A 21,190-nucleotide genomic window follows, 5' to 3' on the forward strand; every position below is an offset into this window, starting at 1 on the left:
TCATGTGTCTTTCTCATTTATGATTATAAAGGAGGAGACCGTTTGTTAAAAGGCTTGGAAGGAAAAAGAAAATTGCGTTTGGCGCTTGCATTTGAGATACTATGGAGTAGATTTTAAGAATTGAGGAGAACGACATGACCCAAACATGGCCATTTTTACAGCAGACACAACCATTTATCGCCGAAAACTGGGAGGCGTCAGGTTTTCAGGAGCCGACCGTCATTCAGGAAAAAGCCGCTCAGGTGATTATGGAAGGGAAAGACGTCATCGCCGAATCCCCGACGGGAACGGGAAAAACATTGGCGTACACGCTTCCGGTTCTGGAGCGGATCAACCTGGAACAGAAACATCCGCAAGTGATCATTTTAGCGCCGTCCCGCGAGCTGGTGATGCAGATTTTCCAAGTGATTCAGGAATGGAAAAAAGGCTCTGATCTTCGCGCTTTGTCTTTGATCGGCGGAGCAAACGTGAAAAAGCAGGTGGAAAAGCTCAAAAATAAACCGCATATCATTGCGGGCACACCGGGCAGGGTGCTCGAATTGATTCAGGCGAAAAAGCTGAAAATGCATGAAGTCAAGACGATCGTTCTTGATGAAGCTGATCAGCTCGTGACAAAGGAACACCGCGAAACGATGAAAAAAATCATTAAAACGACGCTGAAAGACCGACAGCTTTTAAGCTTTTCCGCTACGCTGCAGCCGGAAACAGAACAGGTGCTGAATACCATCGCACACGAACCGGCCGTTTTGAAAGTGGAGCGGAATACGGCGGAAAAAGCACGGGTCACGCATCAATATCTCGTCTGTGATCAGCGGGATAAAGTGAAGCTATTGCAAAAGCTGTCACGGCTGAACGGCATGCAGGCGCTCGTGTTCGTCAGAGATATCGGAAATTTAAGCGTCTATGCGGAAAAACTCGCCTATCACCACGTGGATCTCGGCATCCTGCACGGAGAAGCGAAAAAAATGGAGCGGGCAAAGATATTATCAGCGTTTGAACGGGGAGAATTTCCGCTGCTTCTGGCGACTGACATTGCGGCGCGCGGACTCGATATCGATGATCTTCCGTACGTCATTCACGCGGACATCCCGAATGAAGACGGGTACATTCACAGATCAGGCCGGACGGGGCGGGCCGGTAAAGAAGGAACCGTACTCAGCCTTGTCACGCCGATGGAAGAATCCAAATTGAAAAAAATGGCCAAATCACTCGGAATTGCGCTGAAAGAGGCCGTTTATTCAGGCGGAAAATTATCTGAGAAATAAGAAACGGAGGGCGGGAAGCCCTTCGTTTTTTTTGTTGTAAAATAATAGAAAAGGTTCAGGCGGGGGCGGGAAGATGGTTTCAATAGACAGATTTCAAATATTGAAGGAACGTGAGCTGAAAATACTTGAACACTGGTTTAAGAACGATAATATCAGACGGAGAATGGATGCGATGCTGCCATTAGACGCGTGGTATGCACGATTGAATAAAGATGAAGACGATACTGTCATTATGGCATATGACGGGGAGTGTCCGGCAGGCATGGTCTCTATGGAGTTTGTGGAGGAGCGGGCGTATATCGGATTGATCGTCAATCCTTTGTACCAGCTTCAAGGGTACGGAAAACAGATCTTGCAAAAACTGCTGACTGACCCAGGGTTTACCAGCGTGCGGGAATGGGCGGCAAACATCGAAAAAGACAATCAAATCAGTTTAGCCTGCTTTCAAGCAGCGGGATTCACTTTGGAAGATACGGAGCCGGATGAAGACGGCTTTCTTACTTTGATTCTTCGCGGCTGATCCGAAAAAAAGAAAAGGAGGGGACAAAGCCCTCCTTTTTTTTATCATCATGTTAACTTAGATCACTGACTTTGATGATCTGTTTGCCTTTGTTTTCTCCTTTAAACAGGCCGAGGAACGCGTCAGGAATATGGCTGAATCCTTCCGTAATCGTTTCTTCATAATGAAGCTTTCCGTCCTTAAGCCATTCGGCCAATTGTTTCGCACCTTCGGAAAAGCGGTCAGCATAATCACTGACGATGAATCCCTGCATCAGCGCTTTTGTTTTGATCAGCTTCGGCTGGACGCGGGGGCCCATGTTTTCTTCTTCACTTTCGGTATTGTACGATGAGATCGCTCCGCATACCGGAATGCGGGCGAATTCATTCAGCAGGTTTATCACCGCATCTGAAATCGGTCCGCCGACATTGTCAAAATAGACATCGACGCCGTCAGGACATGCCTGTTCCAGCGCTTTTTGAATATCATCCGCCGTTTTGTAATTAATGGCTTCATCAAATTGAAGCTCCTCTTTCAAATACGCGATTTTTTCATCAGATCCGGCGATGCCGACAACCCGCGCGCCTTTGATTTTGGCAATCTGTCCGACTGTTGAGCCGACGGCGCCCGCCGCGCCTGAAACGACGACGGTTTCGCCTTTTTTCGGACGGCCGATATCGAGCAGCCCGAAGTAAGCGGTCAGTCCGGTCATCCCTAAAATGCCGAGATACGCCTGGGCGGGTGCGATATCCGTATCCAACTTGCGGAGGGCGGACTCATTGACGGCTGAATATTCCTGCCATGCGAGATTTCCGATCACAACATCTCCTTTTTTCAGCTTATCGCCGTCTGTCAGAACCTCGGCAATCACTCCGCCTGTTATGGCTTCATCTAAAGCGAACGGCTCTACATATGATTTTGTATCCTGCATCCGTCCGCGCATGTACGGATCAACGGACACATAACTTGTTTTCACAAGCACTTCGCCGTCTTTCGGTTCGGGCACGGCAATCGTTTCAAAGCGGAAATCGTCATGGGCGGGAACGCCTTTGGGGCGTCTTGCCAATTGAATTTGCTGCTGATGATTCGGCATACTGAATCCTCCTTCAAGATAAGTGGTTGTTCCAAATGTAACACGAACCATTTCCCGATTACAAAATCAAACCGTCAGCGGCCATAAAAAAAGAAGGGCCAGGGCCCTTCTTTCCTTATATGCATATTTAATAGAATAACCGGTACACATCGGTGTTTTTCTCATGTTCCAAATATTCATAGGCATTCGTTTTTGAAGAATGAAGCATGTCAGCGGTAATCACGGGCTGAAGCGCGGTCAGGTAAGAACCCAGCTTATTTTCAATTTCTGTCGGCAGAACGGATTCGATATCACCGATATTGATAATCATAGAGAAAACGAAATCGATATTAATATGAAAAGTATCTTCAGCAAAGGCCGTAAGCTCTTTTATTCCATCCGGGCAGCGGGTTTGCCGGCGGAATACCTGCTTCACTAAATCACTGACAACCCAAGCGTTAAATCGCTGTTCCGGTGAAAAGTAATGGATAGGAACCACCTCCCTGCTTGATCGGCTCATGAAGATTTTTATTTTTCTGATAGAAGTAGCTTTCCCTACTGTAACATGTCCCGCCAGAAAATATCCACCGACAATCTGCCCGATTTTTCACGGAACTCTCCTTCTTTTGTTTGATCCTTGATTGAGCGGGTAAACATCCAATATACAAAACAAAAGGGAGGACTTATCAATGAAACCGGTAGTAAGAGAATATACAAATGATCAAAAACTGATGCAGGACGTAAAAGAGCTTCAGCAGCTGGGTGTCGCAAAAGAAGATGTATATGTGCTTTCTCATGATGACGACAGAACGGACCGCCTGGCCGATAATACTGATGTCAATACCATCGGAGCGAAAGAAACGGGCATTAAACACGCAGTCGGCAATATGTTTAATAAAAAAGGCGACGAGCTCCGCAACAAAATTCACGAAATCGGCTTTTCAGAAGAGGAAGCATCACAATTTGAAAAGCGCTTAGATGAAGGAAAAGTTCTTCTGTTTGTCACGGATAACGAAAAAGTGAAATCATGGGCGTAAGCTGAACAGATCCCAAGGGGTTTTCGGTCCCTTGGGATTTTTTTGCGGTTTCCGCAATAAAACCGAAAGGCGCATTCTGTACATTTTCGGTGCTGTTTCTCAACTGATTTGATACAATTCAATTGTAATAAATTGGAACAAAGAATCAGGAGGAGCACAATTCATGGAAAAATTGTTATTTATGCTGGCGATTTGTTTGTGTATGATCCCTGCGGACGTCTATGCCGCTGATCTGGGACGGCAGACGTTAGGAACAAATGACGGCTGGGGAGCCGCTTCCGGCGGGACAACCGGCGGCGCGAAAGCCTCTTCATCGAATGTATACACCGTATCAAACAGACAGCAGCTCGTTTCTGCATTAGGGGGAAGCGCCAACAGCACGCCGAAGATTATTTACATACAAGGCACAATCAATATGAATACGGACGACCGCAATAAAACGCTCGGCTTTCATGATTATAAAGATCCGGCATATGATCTCAACGCCTATCTGAAGGCGTACGACCCGGACAAATGGGGAAAAAAAGCGCCGTCAGGCACCCAGGAAGACGCTAGACAGCGATCGCAAAAAAACCAGAAGGCACGGGTCGTGGTTGACATTCCTTCAAATACGACGATCATCGGCTCGGGTTCAAATGCCAAAGTGACAGGCGGAAGTTTTAATATAAAGAACGGCATCGACAATGTCATCATCCGCAACATTGAATTTCAAGACGCTTACGACTATTTTCCGCAATGGGACCCGACGGACGGCAGCAGCGGCAACTGGAACTCGGAATATGACAATATCACCATTAACGGCGCGACGCACATCTGGATCGATCATTGCACCTTTAATGACGGATCGAATCCCGACAGCGGTTTTCCCTACTATTACGGGAGAAAATATCAGCACCATGACGGCCAGACGGATATAGCCAACGGGGCGAATTATATTACATTGTCCTATAATAAATATCATGACCATGACAAAGGCTCCGTCATCGGAAACAGCGACAGCAAGACGTCGGATGAAGGAAAACTGAAGGTGACCATTCACCATAACTATTACCAGAACATCGTCCAGCGCGCACCGCGGGTCCGGTACGGGCAGGTTCATATTTATAATAATTTTTACGCAGGCTCTAAAAGCGCCGCATACCCGTTCAGCTATGCGTGGGGCGCAGGACATGCGTCAAAAATATATGCCCAGAATAATGTCTTTGAAGTGCCGGGGCTGGCTGCTGATAAAGTCATCAGCGTCTTCAGCGGCGGAAAAGCGCTTCATGAAGACGGCACTCTTTTAAACGGCGCCTCAATTAACGCGTCAGCCGCCAACGGATTAAGTCAGTCCGTCGGCTGGACACCGTCATTGCACGTTTCCATCGGCTCATCATCAAATGTAAAATCAGATGTTATATCTAAATCCGGGTCGGGCATATTAAAATAAGAAACAAGAAACACAAAGGAAAATATTCCTTTGTGTTTTTTAATTAACAAAAACGTTTATTAACTTAGTTAAGTAGTAAAATGGGATAGGGGATGGAAGACAACAAAATAGGAGGAGACCTGTAATGGCTTCAGAAAAAGACGCAAAAAAACAGCAGGCAGTAAAAATCATTCCTTTGCTTATTACTGTTGCTGTGGGATTAATCATTTGGTTTATTCCCGCGCCGTCCGGACTTGAACCTAAAGCATGGCATTTGTTCGCTATTTTTGTCGCAACAATTATCGGCTTTATCTCCAAGCCCTTGCCAATGGGCGCAATTGCAATTTTTGCATTGGCAGTCACCGCGTTAACGGGAACGCTATCTATTGAAAATACGTTAAGCGGATTTGGAAACAAGACAATCTGGCTGATTGTCATCGCCTTTTTTATTTCCCGGGGTTTCATCAAAACCGGGCTCGGCGCCAGGATTTCTTACGTATTCGTACAACGGTTCGGGAAGAAAACACTCGGCCTTTCTTATTCACTGCTTTTCAGTGATTTAATTTTATCACCTGCCATTCCGAGCAACACGGCACGGGCGGGCGGCATTATTTTTCCTATTATCAGATCATTATCCGAAACTTTCGGATCAACGCCGGCAGACGGAACAGAGCGGAAAATCGGCGCTTTCTTATTAAAAACCGGTTTTCAAGGAAACTTGATTACGTCTGCGATGTTTTTGACGGCAATGGCGGCGAACCCGCTGATCGCCAAGCTGGCCCACGATGTCGCAGGGGTGGACATCACATGGACAAGCTGGGCAATCGCAGCCATTGTACCGGGATTGGCGAGCTTAATCATTACGCCGCTCGTCATTTATAAGCTGTATCCGCCGGAAATTAAAGAAACACCGGATGCGGCTAAAATCGCAACGGAAAAATTGAAAGAAATGGGTCCGTTTAAAAAATCCGAACTCTCCATGGTCATTGTCTTTTTATTGGTGCTTGCGCTGTGGATTTTCGGAGGAAGCTTAAATATTGACGCAACGACGACGGCCCTGATCGGATTATCCGTTTTGCTTTTGTCACAGGTATTAACATGGGAGGACATCAAAAAGGAACAAGGTGCATGGGATACGCTGACTTGGTTCGCGGCGCTTGTGATGCTGGCGAATTTCCTGAATGAGCTCGGCATGGTGTCTTGGTTCAGCAATATGATGAAATCTTCTGTTTCCGGTTTTTCATGGATTGTGGCATTTATGATTCTGATTGTCGTGTATTATTACACGCATTACTTCTTTGCGAGCGCAACCGCGCATATCAGCGCCATGTATGCGGCATTTCTCGCCGTCATCGTGGCGGCAGGCGCTCCGCCGCTGTTGGCGGCGCTCAGCCTGGCGTTTTTCAGCAACCTTTTCGGTTCGACGACGCATTACGGCTCAGGAGCGGCTCCGGTCTTTTTCGGAGCGGGCTATATATCGCAAAGCAAATGGTGGTCCATCGGCTTTATCCTGTCAATCGTCCATATTGTGACATGGCTTGTGATCGGCGGATTATGGTGGAAAGTATTAGGGTTATGGTAGAAGAAAAAAGGCAGACTCAGGTCTGCCTTTTTTTTATTTCTGTAAGGAAGGGGAAGGGCCTGCACATGATGACTCCAGTGCGAATAGAATATGGCCGGGGTGATAATATGAGCAGCGGCCGTAATCAATACATGATATTGAAACAGAAACCTTACAAATATATGAGCAGACATATGAAACGCCGGTATGAACAATTACCATGTGAACATGAAAGACCGGAAACAGGGACGGAAAAACGGTTTCCGTCTTCAGATGAAAATCGATCTGCCTTGTGCGTACCCGGGCTGCGAGGTCCCGAAGGTAAAAGAGGACCCGCCGGCTCCCGCGGTCCGCAAGGGGAGGCGGGTCCGCCCGGTCCCCCGGGGCCTGAGGGGCCGCCGGGAGCGGTTCCTGCGGTAGCTTTTCAAAATACAGCAGACCAGATGATGATTCCGTTAGAAGGAACACCGATAAACGTGTTAAGCGCAGTGATAGCCGCGCCGACAGATCAATTGGTGAAAACGGATGCCGTCATACAAGTAAATGTGGAATTAGATCCGCTCGCGTCTCATTTCTCATTGGTCTTAGCTCTCGAGCTGCAAAGAAATGGCGTATCGATACAAACACAGAGACAAGAGCGGAACCTCTTTTCTTCAGGCGGGCAAATCATAGGAATTCCTTTTACGTACATCGACGAAATGAAGGCGGATGAAACAGCCGCGTATCAGCTCTATTTATCCGTCCTTTCTTCGAATTACGTAACACAAGTCGCAGCGGCAAACCGCTCCCTCATTGCGACGGGATTCCCCATTCAAGGATCGGATTAAGGTGATGAAAAGAAATCACCTTTTTTATTTAGATTGTCAAAACACAGCCCGTATTAATATGCTGTCTTAATAAGTAAGACGGTCAACAACGGGAAGGAGAGGGAAAAAGATTGAATGAATAATCCGATTATAAACGGAAGCTTTGAAACCGGCACATTAGCGGGGTGGAGTTCGGCAAATACCCAGATTAACAGTTTGTTTGCACATTCAGGGAGATATTCTGCGCAATTTATTGGAGCTCAGCCATATGCTTACCTCAGTCAAATCGTTCCAATTTCAGCCAAGTCAGTGACTCTATTCGTATCACTCGCAACGCTCGGAAATGAGCCAAGTCCCCAAGTCACTCTCCAGATCATCTATGTCAGCGCAGCAGGTGAACAAATCAGTTCCATTCAAGAAAATATTACACCCGGAAATTTGCCGAACGTTCTCTTTCACACATGGTCTGAAATCTATAAAACAAGTACTGTGCCTTCTGGCGCGGCCTTTGCCGTCATTGTAGTAAGTAAAGTTTCTTCCGGAACGGTTTTAATAGACGATGTTTCATTGGCGCAAACCGGGGGTGAACCTGGCGTAACGGGAATTACAGGTCCCACAGGAGTGACGGGCCCCACAGGAGTGACCGGAGCAAGAGGAGCGACAGGAGTAACTGGTGCAACGGGAGCAACCGGAACTACGGGCTCAACCGGAGTGACTGGAGCAAGAGGAGCGACTGGGTCGACTGGAATGACTGGATCAACCGGAGTAACAGGGGCAACTGGAGTAACAGGTCCCACAGGAGTAACCGGCTCAATCGGGTCGACAGGATCAACGGGTGTAACCGGCCCAACCGGAGTGACTGGTCCGACAGGAGTAACAGGGACGACGGGAGTAACTGGAGCTACCGGCTCGACTGGTGTAACTGGAGCAAGAGGAGCAACCGGAACCACTGGCTCAACCGGAGTAACTGGAGCAAGAGGAGCGACCGGAGTAACTGGTGCAACGGGAGCAACCGGAACTACGGGCTCAACCGGAGTAACTGGAGTAAGAGGAGCGACAGGAGTAACTGGTGCAACGGGCCCAACCGGCTTGACCGGTCCAACAGGAGCGACTGGTGTAACTGGTCCAAACGGAGTAAGCGGGTCAACAGGAATAACAGGCGCAACGGGATCAACAGGCCCCACCGGAGTAACGGGTCCAACTGGATCGACAGGAGCGACTGGGGTAACGGGTGTAACCGGGGGAACGGGAACAACCGGACCGACAGGCGCAACCGGCTCAACTGGTGCGACGGGATTAACTGGAGAAACAGGCGCAACCGGGGGAACAGGTCCAACGGGTGTAACAGGAGAAACCGGTGCGACGGGGATAACAGGAGCGACTGGGGTAACGGGTGTAACCGGATCAACCGGCCCAACGGGAGAGGCCGGTCCAACGGGATCAACAGGCTCAACCGGAATAACAGGAGCAACAGGATCGACAGGAGAAACCGGAGTAACGGGATCAACAGGTGCAACTGGAGTGACTGGGGCAACCGGAGTAACAGGCTCGACCGGGGATACCGGAGCTACTGGCTCAACCGGAGTGACTGGAGCAACAGGAGAAACCGGTGCGACGGGAGTAACCGGCCCAGCAGGAGTAACGGGATCGACAGGATCGACTGGGGTCACGGGTGTAACCGGGAGAACGGGAACAACAGGAGCGACCGGAATAACAGGCTCGACCGGTCCAACGGGGGAGACTGGACCAACGGGAGTGACAGGTACAACCGGAATAACAGGGGAAACTGGGGCGACAGGTATAACTGGAGAAACCGGCCCAACCGGCCCAACAGGTGTAACTGGGGAAACAGGTCCAACGGGATCAACTGGTATAACTGGAATAACCGGCTCAACAGGCGCAACAGGTGGAACCGGAGTAACCGGAACGACTGGTGCAACGGGCTCAACAGGATCAACGGGGGTAACTGGAGCAACCGGCTCAACAGGCGCAACTGGTGTAACCGGTTCAACCGGAGCGACTGGCGCAACGGGATCAACTGGAGTAACAGGAGTAACAGGCCCAACCGGTGCAACGGGTGTGACTGGAGCAACGGGAGTAACTGGGGCGACCGGAGAAACCGGAGCAACAGGAATAACAGGCCCAACCGGATCGACCGGAGCAACGGGAGCAAGAGGAGTAACCGGAGTAACGGGAGTAACTGGCCCAACAGGAGTAACTGGGGCAACGGGAGAAACCGGCCCAGCAGGAGTAACGGGATCCACAGGAGTAACAGGTTCAACCGGCGCGACTGGCTCAACTGGCTCAACGGGAGAAACCGGCTCAACCGGAGTAACGGGTCCAACTGGTGTAACGGGCTCAACAGGTGTAACCGGTGCAACGGGAGAAACTGGCCCAACCGGCGCAACAGGGCCAACAGGAGAAACCGGAACCACGGGATCAACAGGCCCAACAGGGGCAACGGGTGTAACTGGAGAAATCGGCCCGACGGGAGAGACCGGTCCAACCGGAGCAACAGGTTCAATCGGAGAAACCGGCCCAACAGGAGTAACGGGATCAACAGGCCCAACAGGCTCAACCGGTGCAACAGGATCGACAGGTCCAACCGGCGCAACAGGGCCAACAGGAGAAACCGGAACCACGGGCTCAACCGGAGCGACCGGCGCAACAGGCCCAACCGGATCGACCGGAGCAACGGGAACAACAGGAGCGACTGGGGTAACGGGTGTAACCGGATCAACCGGCCCAACGGGAGAGGCCGGTCCAACGGGATCAACAGGCTCAACCGGAATAACAGGAGCAACAGGATCGACAGGAGAAACCGGAGTAACGGGATCAACAGGTGCAACTGGAGCAACAGGTGCAACAGGCCCAACTGGCTCAACCGGTGCAACTGGAGCGACTGGCGCAACCGGTACAACCGGAATAACAGGCCCAACGGGATCGACAGGCACAACCGGTTCAACCGGCCCAACAGGAGTAACAGGGCCAACCGGTCCAACGGGTGTGACTGGAGCAACGGGTGTGACTGGGGCGACAGGAGAAACCGGAGCAACGGGATCGACAGGCTCAACCGGCACAACCGGCGTAACGGGAGAAACCGGCTCAACCGGAGCAACGGGTCCAACTGGTGTAACGGGGATAACTGGTGTAACGGGATCAACTGGAGTAACAGGTTCAACCGGAGTAACCGGCCCAACTGGTGTAACTGGATCGACAGGCCCAACCGGCCCAACCGGTGTAACGGGAGAAACCGGCGCAACCGGAGCAACGGGTCCAACTGGTGTAACGGGGATAACTGGTGTAACGGGATCAACTGGCCCAACCGGAGCAACTGGCACGATTGGCTCAACGGGCTCAACTGGAGTAACAGGGGCGACTGGAGTAACAGGTGCAACGGGATCACCTGGAGCAACAGGCCCAACTGGTTCAACAGGAGCAACAGGCTCAACCGGTGCAACTGGAGTGACTGGGTCAACGGGGATAACAGGAGCGACTGGCGCAACCGGAGCAACTGGGGTCACGGGCTCAACCGGGATAACAGGTGCAACTGGAGCGACAGGAGCAACAGGCTCAACCGGAGAAACTGGTGTGACTGGCCCGATTGGGGTCACGGGAGCAACAGGAGCAACCGGGGCGACGGGGATAACCGGCTCAACTGGAGTTACTGGCGCAACCGGAGAAACTGGCTCAACAGGAGTGACTGGGGTAACGGGTCCAACAGGATCAACAGGTTCAACGGGAGAGGCCGGTCCAACGGGATCAACAGGCTCAACCGGAATAACAGGAGCAACAGGATCGACAGGAGAAACCGGAGTAACGGGATCAACAGGTGCAACTGGAGAAACTGGCTCAACAGGAGAAACCGGCTCAACCGGAGCAACGGGAGAAACCGGAGCAACAGGAATAACAGGCCCAACCGGAATCACGGGTCCAACAGGATCAACCGGCCCAACCGGTGTAACAGGAGAAACCGGAGCAACTGGAGTGACTGGAGAAACGGGGATAACAGGAGCAACAGGCTCAACCGGTGCAACAGGAGCGACCGGAATAACGGGATCAACCGGAGCAACAGGCGCAACTGGTGTAACCGGGCTAACTGGAATAACAGGCGCGACGGGCCCAACAGGTGTGACTGGCCCAACAGGGGTTACTGGCTCAACAGGAGAAACCGGTGCAACTGGAGCGACTGGCGCAACCGGTACAACCGGAATAACAGGCCCAACGGGATCGACAGGCACAACCGGTTCAACCGGCCCAACAGGAGTAACAGGGCCAACCGGTCCAACGGGTGTGACTGGGGCGACAGGAGAAACCGGAGCAACAGGAATAACAGGCCCAACCGGAATAACAGGCCCAACCGGAATCACGGGAACAACCGGAATCACGGGAACAACCGGAGTAACCGGGGCGACAGGAGAAACCGGAGAAACGGGATCGACAGGCCCAACCGGCCCAACCGGTGTAACGGGAGAAACCGGCGCAACCGGAGCAACGGGTCCAACTGGTGTAACGGGGATAACTGGTGTAACGGGGATAACCGGTGTAACGGGGATAACTGGTGTAACGGGGATAACTGGTGTAACGGGGGTAACTGGTGTAACGGGATCAACTGGAGTAACAGGTTCAACCGGAGAAACCGGCCCAACTGGTGTAACTGGATCGACAGGCCCAACCGGCTCAACGGGCTCAACGGGAGCAACCGGATCAACAGGTGCAACTGGTGTGACTGGGTCAACGGGGATAACAGGTTCAACCGGAGCAACTGGCTCGACCGGGGATACCGGAGCTACTGGAGAAACCGGCGCAACCGGAGTAACGGGATCAACTGGCCCAACAGGGGCGACTGGAGTAACAGGTGCAACGGGATCACCTGGAGCAACTGGTTCAACAGGAGCAACAGGCTCAACCGGTGCAACTGGAGTGACTGGGTCAACGGGGATAACAGGAGCGACTGGCGCAACCGGAGCAACTGGGGTCACGGGCTCAACCGGTGCAACTGGAGTGACTGGGTCAACGGGGATAACAGGAGCGACTGGCGCAACCGGAGCAACTGGGGTCACGGGCTCAACCGGGCTAACAGGTGCAACTGGAGCGACAGGAGCAATTGGTTCAACCGGACCGACTGGCTCAACAGGAGAAACCGGCCCAACAGGAGTAACAGGTGCAACCGGTTCAACAGGAGCGACAGGGTCAACGGGGATAACCGGAGCGACTGGGGCGACGGGGATAACCGGCTCAACTGGAGTTACTGGCGCAACCGGAGAAACTGGCTCAACAGGAGTGACTGGGGTAACGGGTCCAACAGGATCAACAGGTTCAACGGGAGTGACTGGTTCAACCGGACCGACTGGTTTAACGGGAGAAACCGGCCCAACCGGAGTAACGGGAACAACCGGTGTAACAGGGTCAACAGGAGAAACCGGAGCGACTGGTGTAACAGGGTCAACAGGAATAACCGGTGCAATGGGAGAAACTGGCCCAACAGGTGTAACAGGTTCAACCGGAGCGACAGGCGCAACAGGGGTAACAGGTTCAACCGGAGCAACTGGTCCAACTGGAGTAACGGGAATAACTGGTGTAACAGGACCAACTGGAGCAACGGGAGCAACAGGTTCAACCGGAGAAACCGGCGCAACCGGCGCAACAGGATCAACCGGAGAAACCGGAACCACGGGCTCAACCGGCCCAACAGGTGTAACAGGAGAAACCGGAGCAACTGGAGCAACGGGTGTGACTGGAGCAACGGGGATAACAGGAGCAACAGGCGCAACTGGAGTAACAGGGCTAACTGGAATAACAGGCGCGACGGGCCCAACCGGTGTGACTGGAGCCACGGGAGTAACAGGAGCAACTGGAGTGACTGGAGCAACGGGTATAACAGGTGCAACCGGAGCGACCGGAATAACGGGCGCAACAGGCGCAACTGGAGTAACAGGGCTAACTGGAATAACAGGCGCGACAGGCCCAACCGGCTTAACAGGAGAAACCGGTTCAACGGGATCGACAGGCCCAACCGGTTCAACGGGTGTGACTGGAGCCACCGGAGTAACGGGAGTAACAGGAGCAACTGGAGTGACTGGGGCAACAGGGGTAACAGGTTCAACCGGAGCAACTGGTCCAACTGGTGTAACGGGAATAACTGGTGTAACAGGACTAACCGGAGCCACAGGAGTGACGGGATCAACAGGAGCAACTGGAGTGACTGGGGCAACGGGGATAACCGGAGCGACTGGCGCAACAGGTGTAACAGGTTCAACCGGAGCAACTGGTCCAACTGGAGTAACGGGAATAACTGGAGTAACAGGACTAACTGGAGCAACCGGGCTCACCGGAGCCACCGGAGCGACCGGTTCAACTGGAGCGACCGGACCAACCGGTGCAACAGGGCCAACAGGCTCAACCGGATCGACCGGAGTAACCGGAATAACGGGCCCAACCGGATCGACAGGCATAACCGGCTTGACTGGAGCCACGGGAGTAACAGGAGCCACGGGAGTAACTGGAGTAACGGGAGCAACCGGGCTCACCGGCGCCACAGGATCGACCGGGGCAACAGGGCCAACCGGAGCAACTGGCCCAACCGGAGTAACAGGAGCAACCGGGTCAACAGGAGCCACAGGAGCAACGGGCCCAACCGGACCAACCGGCGCCACAGGCAGTACACCAACCTTGCTCTTCACAAGAACCAACGGGCCGCTCACTGTTTATCCGCCGTTAAATACAGAAGTTCCCGTTGCTACGCTGGCAGTCCCAGTTAATGCTTTGCAGAATGTAAAGCTGGATTATGCACTCAGTGTCGCGTTAACAACTGCAGCCAATTCAAACTTTGTTTTTGAAGTGAGATTATATAGGGGAGCAGTGCAAATTCATACAAGAACTCTGTCGCGAACCAGTACTCTCGCAGCTACGGATAGTTTTTCGATTGCTGATACAACAGTGGATACTGCGCCGACCGCAGGAACGAACACTTACCAGCTCAGGGTTATTTTCACAACTGCTAATAATTTAACGACAGCAACTGCTCTCAATATCGATTTTAACAGCATAAGTTTCCCGACAACCTCATGAAAATAGCAGTCTGATATTTTAAAGATGAAAGACCTGACTTATGCACAGTTAGGTCTTTTTTCTGTAAATGCTGCATGATGCAACCTTAACGAACATTTGAAAATTTGCCCAATAGAAGTGGGATTTTGCCACACCTTTTTTTCTCGTGGAAATATTATGCAAATAGAGGTGGTGTAATGAGAAAAGGAGATACTTGGTATAACAGATACGACTCTTGGGATTACGACTGCCGGAATTGCAATGATTGTTGCTGTCATTTTCAACATAAAAGAAGAAATCAAAGGCGCAGTTATCAAAATCGGGCCCATTGCTGTGAAGAATTCTGTTGCAAAACTTCTTGCTGTCATGAAAGATGGTGTCCATGCTGTCATCCAAATCATTTTCATGTAAGAGGATTCACCGGAGCAACGGGGCTGACCGGAGCAACGGGGCTGACCGGAGCAACAGGGCTGACTGGAGCAACGGGGTTCACTGGAGCAACGGGGTTTACTGGAGCAACGGGATTCACTGGAGCAACGGGCTCGACCGGGAATACCGGAGCGACTGGGGTAACCGGCGTCACTGGAGATCCCGGCGCGACTGGAGCAACCGGCGCCACCGGAGCAACGGGAGTAACGGGCTCGACCGGAGCAACCGGTGCGACTGGAATAACCGGTGCCACCGGAGTAACGGGAGCAACGGGAGTAACCGGCGCAACCGGAGTAACAGGCTCGACTGGAATAACCGGCGCCACCGGGATAACGGGAGCCACTGGAGTAACGGGATCAACTGGGATAACGGGAGCCACCGGAGTAACCGGATCAACTGGGATAACGGGAGCCACTGGAGTAACCGGCGCAACTGGAATAACGGGAGCCATCGGAGTAACGGGAACAACCGGGGTAACGGGAGCCACCGGAGTAACAGGCTCGACCGGGGTAACGGGAGTAACCGGGGATACTGGAGCAACAGGAATAACCGGCGCCACCGGGGTAACGGGAGCCACTGGAGTAACGGGATCAACTGGGATAACGGGAGCCACCGGAGTAACCGGATCAACTGGGATAACGGGAGCAACGGGAGTAACCGGCGCAACTGGAATAACGGGAGCCATCGGAGTAACGGGAACAACCGGAGTAACAGGCTCGACCGGGGTAACGGGAGTAACCGGGGATACTGGAGCAACAGGAATAACCGGCGCCACCGGGGTAACGGGATCAACTGGAGTAACCGGAGCGACCGGAGTAACTGGGATAACGGGAGCCACTGGAGTAACGGGATCAACTGGGATAACGGGAGCCACCGGAGTAACAGGCTCGACCGGGGTAACGGGAGCCACTGGAGTAACGGGAGCGACCGGAGTAACAGGTGCAACTGGGGTAACGGGAGTAACCGGAGCAACAGGAGCTACTGGGATAACAGGCTCGACCGGGGCAACAGGAGTAACCGGAGCAGGCGCGATCATTCCCTATGCTTCAGGTCTTCCAACTGCCGTGACGACCATTGCCGGCGGATTAATCGGAACGGTGAGCCTTGTCGGCTTCGGCAATTCTGTGACGGGCGTCAATGTCGGAGGGGGAGGTGCAATTGATCTTACCGGGGCTGGAGGAACTCTGCTGAACTTTGCTTTTTCTGCTCCGAGAAGCGGAACCATTACATCAATTGCCGCCTATTTCAGTACAACCGCAGCATTGTCGCTTGTCGGCTCGACTGTTACGATAACCGCACAATTATACAGTTCCACAGTGCCGAACAATACGTTCACGCCGATCCCCGGAGCATCCGTCACTTTAGCTCCTCCCCTCACCGGCATATTGTCAATCGGCAGCATCAGCAACGGAATCACGACAGGGCTGAACATTGCGGTAACTCCTCAAACCCGGCTGTTAATGGTATTCTCCGCCACTGCGACAGGCCTTTCGCTTATTAATACAGTGGCGGGATATGCAAGCGCGGGAGTTACGATTTCTTAAGTGAAAACGGCCAGACTGGTGCGGATCATCTAAGCTTGGAGAAGATATCACTTTTTCTTCAAGCTTTTTTGTTTTTGCGTCTTTTTGGGTAAATAAAGGCTGACGGGAATTTCCCGACAGCCGGCAGAAGTATTTACATGCCTTTTGAAGTTAATCAGTATCTTAATGAAGACGTTTTTAGTGAGATCAAATCATCCGTTGGGCCGGGAGTGTGAATCATCATCGAAACAGCGGTGCCCTCATCCGGGGTGCTGGTGATCGTCAATTCGCTTCCGCAAAAATGCTTCAGCCGCCGATTGATATTTTTCAGGCCGACACTGCGATTAACATCAGAAGACAAAATATCTTTCTGTATGTCCGGCATGATGCCGGTTCCATTATCCTCCACTTTGATAAAATACGTGTTTTCGCCTTGTTTTTTCGCTGTCAGCTTTATCCGTCCGCCGCCTCTTTTCTTACTGATCCCGTGATGAACGGCGTTTTCCACCAATGGCTGTATCATTAAAGGCGGAAGGGGGAAGTCAATGTCCTGTTCAATATCAAAAAGGATATCAATCCGTTTGCCGAAGCGTGTTTTTTCTATAGAAAGATATGACGTAATGATAGAAAGTTCGTTTCTGAATGAGCTGATGTCCGAAGTGTTTTGAAAATCAAAACTCATCCTTAAATAGTTTGTAAATGCAGCAGTCGTTTCCCGTGCTTTTTCAATATCCAAATGGCTGAGCGCGATGATCGTATTTAATACATTGTATAGAAAATGAGGCTTAATCTGCGACTGAAGAAATGCCATTTCTAAATTTGTGGCTTGGTGAGCTGTATGCTTCATCAAAATTAAATTTTTAATACGCGCGGTGAATTCAGAGTAATGATAAGGCTTCTGTAAGATGTCGTTTGCTCCGGCATGAAACGCCTTGTATTTGTCATGGCTGATAATGGCTGCCGTAACGATAAGAACCGGCAGATCGACCATGCTGAATCTTTCGCGGATGATTGTGCAGACTTCAAAACCCGTCATGTCGGGCATCATCAAGTCTAATATGACCAAGTCAAGCTTCGAGGAAGAGACAGCTTGAAGCGCCTCTTTTCCGCTTTTTACTGCGATTACGTTATAAGGAACACCTTCCAGCATATCAGTTAAAATTTTCAAACTCTCGATGTTATCGTCGACGATCAGAATCGTCGGAGCATCGATTTTTTCTGAGTGATAAGGCGTGACCAGCGAAATATCCGACACTCTCTGCCCGGGATGTGATTTAGGAAGTTCGGTCTTTGCTTCCGGTAAAGAATCAATTTGAGCGGCGGGTAACGTAAAATGAAAGGCTGATCCTTGCGCCGCCGCTGACTCCGCCCAGATGTCCCCGTTTTGGAGCTTGACGAGCTGTTTCACAATACTTAAACCTAAACCCGTTCCATCTTCTTCCGTCCCTCCCGCTTGCTGAAAAGAATCAAAAATGGTTTCAAGATCAGCCTCAGGAATGCCGCTGCCGGTATCGGTCACCGTGATTTGAATCATTTTGTCATTCAGGCTTTCAGCAGAAAGAATAATGTTCCCCTCGGATGTGTACTTGATTGCGTTTTCAACAAGATTGGTTAAGATTTGCCGGAATCGGTTTTCATCTGCAAGCACCAAAGGGAGACCGTCCGGCACATGATTAAGAATGGCAAGTTTTTTATGTTTGGATAAAAGCCGGTAGAAGTTCATCTCACTGCATATGACGGCACGCACATCGACGGGAACCGGACGAATCTGCAGCATACCCTGCTTCATTTTTTCCAAGTCAAGAATATCATTTACGAGATCAGAAAGTCTGTAGCCCATACGGATGATCAGCTGCATATTTTCTTTCTCTTCCTCTATCGTCTTCTTTTTTCTGCCGGCTACAAGGGTTTGGCATATATTAATAATGCTGTTCAGCGGCGTCTTGAATTCGTGTGAAGTTTTGGCGATAAATTCATCTTTCAGTTGGTCGATTTTGACTAATTTCCGTGAGAGGACTTCATTGTCCCGGAAAGCTCCGGCGAATTGCTGCGCCATCAGAAGAACCACCGCCAATAAAGCGATGACTGTCGGCAATGAATAGATCGAATTAAAAGAAAAAGCCGTTTTGCCGCTGTAAGCTGAAATGGTCGTAAGAATCACAAAAGCGCTCATCGAGACGGATGCGAGTGTAAGGTACGTGCTTCCTTTTATTTTTCTTATGGCGGCAATCGTAAAAATATATGTAATATAAAACAGAGTCGTAACGGCAAGCACAGAATGTAAAATGTATGAGAGGTGGTCAATGAAACTTCCGGACATAAAATCAGTGATCAAGATGATCCCGGATAAAGCGGTTAAAATGGTGATCGTCGTTTTTGAAACAATTTCTCTGTATGCATAAAAGAGATAAAGAAAAACCGCCATGCTGACAAGCACGGTTGAGATGATACGCAAGGAATTCAGCAATGAAAATGAAATAGACGGAAAGAGGAGAAAGATAATTCTTTCTTTCCCGATCATAAGAATAATGGCTGAAAAAAGCAGACACATCACGGAAAAGAACAATAAATGTTTATCCTTTGTCCGTTGCAGAAAAAAGCCGAGAAAATATAAACCGGTAATGAAAAAAGCCGTAATCATAATGGAATCATTGAAAAAGGAAATTTGATTCTCGCGTATAATTTGTTCTTGAGTCCCAAACGTTATCGGTTTTGCGATCCCCCAGCCGGGAACTTTTCCGAAATTCGAAAAATGCAGGACAAGTTCATTGTCACCCTTGTGAAGCCTGAAAAAGCTGCTGTACGGTTTGTTCTGCGCCTTAAAATCAGCTTTTTCTGTAGGATTGCCGCTCTGTCCGATTAATTTCCCATTAAGATAAAGGCGGTTTGAACTGTAGATATAAGATGTGCTGATCCCCAAAACCTGATTGTCTTCATTTGATCGGATTGTCAGTTTGTACGTCCCGTAATCCACATCGGCCGTTTTTCCGAACAGCTTCACATTGACGGGGACATCAACGAGTACGGGGTTTTTTCCTTTTGCTGAATGAAGCGCCTGCGGTGACAGCATCTGATTTGGATATAGAATCCATTTCCCGTTCAGCTGGACATTTCCATCCTTTTGAAAATCCCACTTTTCCAGATTAATCACGCCCTGTTCCGCTTGAGGGAGGGATGATCCTGAAAAATGATTCAGGACCATAAAAATCATAAAGAAAGCAGCGTAGCCGCAAATAATCGAAATCGAAATAAATTTTTCTTTCACATCATTACTCCTTTATCCCATTCAGGGGCATTCTATTATCTTATGTAATGTATAAATATTGTAATCACAAACGTTATAATACAACAAGAGAAAGAAAAAGAATCCAACTATATAGGGCGTTGGACATGGTATAATTGAAATTATTTTCAGATATATCTATATTGACGGGTGGGATGCGGTTTGAAAGCGTTAATTGTGGATGATGAGGAACTGGCATTGCTTCATTTTAATCGTATGCTTGAGCGGACAAACGCCTTTCAATCTATTATAACGTTTCAAGATCCGGCAGAAGTTCTGGAGCATTCGGAGCTTTCAGCAGCTGATGCGGTGTTTCTTGACATTGAAATGCCCGGGATAAACGGTATTGAGCTTGCTGAATCGATTCAGGAGGTCAATGAACATATTCAAGTTATTTTTATCACCGCTTATAATGAATTCGCGATCAAAGCGTTTGAATTAAATGCTGTCGATTATCTTTTAAAACCGGTTGACAATGCCCGGCTGCTGACAACTGTTGAGCGGATCCGAATGAATAAAAAACTCAGGACGGCAGAAGAGAATACCGGGACGGATTATGTTATACAATGTTTTGGGAACCTGGACTTTTATCAATCGGTAAATGGTGTCAAAACATACATAACAGTCAAGTGGAGAACATCCAAAGCCCGTGAACTGTATGCATTTTTACTTCTTAATCAAGGGCGCACGGTCAGTAAAGACATGCTGATGGAGATGTTTTGGCCTGCTTATGATGTATCAAAAGCAAGCACCCAGCTCTACTCGACAATATATCAGATACGGAAATTAATCGGTCAGCTGCCTTTCAGCCAATCAATAGAAAATACTGATATAGGATACATTCTCCGGCTTTCCGGGGTAAAGGTTGATACAGTTGAATGGGAAAAAACATTAAAAGAGGCTCCCCCGCTCAGCGCAGCTGCACTAACCCGGCACATGGACATTGTCATGTCATATGAAAACCATTATCTCATGGAGAATGGCTATCTGTGGGCGGAGCCGGAAAAAGCGCGTCTGGCCCATCTGTGGCTCAGCAAAGCGTACGAACTGATTGGTTTTCTCATCCAAGAGAAGAACGATCATCAAGCGATGGACGTTTGCCTGCAGGTTGAGAAAATAGAGCCCGGTGACGATAAAATTATACAATACAAACTGCAGTTATTTAATAAACTGGGAAAGGTAGAAGAGGCGATAAAGGAATACGAACGCTATAAACAATTGAAGGATAAAATCAATTGACGATTGAATGACCGGACC

General features: G+C 50.1%; 12 protein-coding genes and 2 pseudogenes. 9 read left to right on the top strand and 5 right to left on the bottom strand.

Annotated elements, in window-relative coordinates; translation table 11 throughout:
- The first annotated feature begins 134 nt into the window (after positions 1-134).
- Together NYE62_RS03760 and NYE62_RS03765 are read left to right on the top strand one after the other, a co-directional pair.
- The gene (locus NYE62_RS03760; RefSeq protein ID WP_342497251.1) at positions 135-1,265 is read left to right on the top strand and encodes a DEAD/DEAH box helicase; all 1,131 of its coding nucleotides are present in this window, start codon (positions 135-137) and stop codon (positions 1,263-1,265) included.
- Between the two features lie 73 nt (positions 1,266-1,338).
- Positions 1,339-1,785, top strand: coding sequence for a GNAT family N-acetyltransferase (locus NYE62_RS03765; RefSeq protein WP_241458050.1), 447 nt, complete (start codon positions 1,339-1,341; stop codon positions 1,783-1,785).
- Positions 1,786-1,837: 52 nt separating this feature from the next.
- Here the strand turns inward: NYE62_RS03765 and NYE62_RS03770 are convergent, their stop codons facing one another.
- Positions 1,838-2,857: an NADP-dependent oxidoreductase gene (locus tag NYE62_RS03770; RefSeq protein WP_144464597.1), complete on the bottom strand. Its 1,020-nt coding sequence runs from the start codon at positions 2,855-2,857 to the stop codon at positions 1,838-1,840.
- A 127-nt stretch (positions 2,858-2,984) separates the two neighbouring features.
- Positions 2,985-3,335 (bottom strand): DUF3212 family protein, encoded by a 351-nt coding sequence (locus tag NYE62_RS03775; RefSeq protein WP_094032623.1) that lies wholly within the window; start codon positions 3,333-3,335, stop codon positions 2,985-2,987.
- Between the two features lie 190 nt (positions 3,336-3,525).
- Here NYE62_RS03775 and NYE62_RS03780 point away from each other — a divergent pair, with 190 nt between their 5' ends.
- The 5 genes and pseudogenes from NYE62_RS03780 to NYE62_RS03800 all read left to right on the top strand — a co-directional run.
- On the top strand, positions 3,526-3,873 hold the full coding sequence (locus NYE62_RS03780) for a general stress protein (protein ID WP_003155650.1): 348 nt from the start codon (positions 3,526-3,528) through the stop codon (positions 3,871-3,873).
- 163 nt (positions 3,874-4,036) lie between these two features.
- Positions 4,037-5,302: a pectate lyase gene (locus NYE62_RS03785; RefSeq protein WP_095352316.1), complete on the top strand. Its 1,266-nt coding sequence runs from the start codon at positions 4,037-4,039 to the stop codon at positions 5,300-5,302.
- 124 nt (positions 5,303-5,426) lie between these two features.
- Positions 5,427-6,863, top strand: a complete 1,437-nt coding sequence (locus NYE62_RS03790) for an anion permease (protein WP_007408966.1) — start codon at positions 5,427-5,429, stop codon at positions 6,861-6,863.
- A gap of 107 nt (positions 6,864-6,970) precedes the next feature.
- On the top strand, positions 6,971-7,669 hold the full coding sequence (locus tag NYE62_RS03795; protein WP_095352315.1) for a hypothetical protein: 699 nt from the start codon (positions 6,971-6,973) through the stop codon (positions 7,667-7,669).
- Between the two features lie 114 nt (positions 7,670-7,783).
- Positions 7,784-8,164: pseudogene (locus NYE62_RS03800) on the top strand (NTTRR-F1 domain); the annotation flags it as partial.
- On the opposite strand, the gene NYE62_RS03805 reads toward NYE62_RS03800, so the two are convergent.
- Positions 8,122-14,103, bottom strand: coding sequence for a DUF4573 domain-containing protein (locus NYE62_RS03805; protein ID WP_342497477.1), 5,982 nt, complete (start codon positions 14,101-14,103; stop codon positions 8,122-8,124). The pseudogene NYE62_RS03800 and the gene NYE62_RS03805 sit on opposite strands and share 43 nt — an antisense overlap.
- 792 nt (positions 14,104-14,895) lie before the next feature.
- Between NYE62_RS03805 and NYE62_RS03810 the strand changes: the two genes are divergently transcribed.
- The gene (locus NYE62_RS03810) at positions 14,896-16,671 is read left to right on the top strand and encodes an exosporium glycoprotein BclB-related protein (RefSeq protein ID WP_342497252.1); all 1,776 of its coding nucleotides are present in this window, start codon (positions 14,896-14,898) and stop codon (positions 16,669-16,671) included.
- Between the two features lie 154 nt (positions 16,672-16,825).
- On the opposite strand, the gene NYE62_RS03815 is transcribed toward NYE62_RS03810, so the two are convergent.
- Both NYE62_RS03815 and NYE62_RS03820 read right to left on the bottom strand, forming a co-directional pair.
- Positions 16,826-17,905, bottom strand: coding sequence for a response regulator (locus tag NYE62_RS03815; protein ID WP_260854894.1), 1,080 nt, complete (start codon positions 17,903-17,905; stop codon positions 16,826-16,828).
- A 72-nt stretch (positions 17,906-17,977) separates the two neighbouring features.
- Positions 17,978-19,861 (bottom strand): annotated as a pseudogene (locus NYE62_RS03820) (sensor histidine kinase); the annotation flags it as partial.
- Positions 19,862-20,095: 234 nt separating this feature from the next.
- Between NYE62_RS03820 and NYE62_RS03825 the strand changes: the two are divergent.
- The gene (locus tag NYE62_RS03825; RefSeq protein WP_144464589.1) at positions 20,096-21,172 is read left to right on the top strand and encodes a response regulator; all 1,077 of its coding nucleotides are present in this window, start codon (positions 20,096-20,098) and stop codon (positions 21,170-21,172) included.
- Positions 21,173-21,190 lie beyond the last annotated feature (18 nt).

Origin of the sequence: Bacillus sp. FSL K6-2861, from assembly GCF_038630725.1 — a bacterium.
GTDB lineage: Bacteria > Bacillota > Bacilli > Bacillales > Bacillaceae > Bacillus > Bacillus velezensis.

What these genes read in the sequence shown, in the direction of transcription:
- NYE62_RS03765 (WP_241458050.1), top strand. Translation starts at nt 1,339, where the DNA reads ATGGTTTCAATAGACAGATTTCAAATATTGAAGGAACGTGAGCTGAAA.
- NYE62_RS03805 (WP_342497477.1), bottom strand. Translation starts at nt 14,103, where the DNA reads ATGCCTGTCGATCCGGTTGGGCCCGTTATTCCGGTTACTCCGGTCGAT.
- NYE62_RS03790 (WP_007408966.1), top strand. Translation starts at nt 5,427, where the DNA reads ATGGCTTCAGAAAAAGACGCAAAAAAACAGCAGGCAGTAAAAATCATT.
- NYE62_RS03770 (WP_144464597.1), bottom strand. Translation starts at nt 2,857, where the DNA reads ATGCCGAATCATCAGCAGCAAATTCAATTGGCAAGACGCCCCAAAGGC.
- NYE62_RS03785 (WP_095352316.1), top strand. Translation starts at nt 4,037, where the DNA reads ATGGAAAAATTGTTATTTATGCTGGCGATTTGTTTGTGTATGATCCCT.
- NYE62_RS03795 (WP_095352315.1), top strand. Translation starts at nt 6,971, where the DNA reads ATGAGCAGCGGCCGTAATCAATACATGATATTGAAACAGAAACCTTAC.
- NYE62_RS03760 (WP_342497251.1), top strand. Translation starts at nt 135, where the DNA reads ATGACCCAAACATGGCCATTTTTACAGCAGACACAACCATTTATCGCC.
- NYE62_RS03810 (WP_342497252.1), top strand. Translation starts at nt 14,896, where the DNA reads ATGAGAAAAGGAGATACTTGGTATAACAGATACGACTCTTGGGATTAC.
- NYE62_RS03780 (WP_003155650.1), top strand. Translation starts at nt 3,526, where the DNA reads ATGAAACCGGTAGTAAGAGAATATACAAATGATCAAAAACTGATGCAG.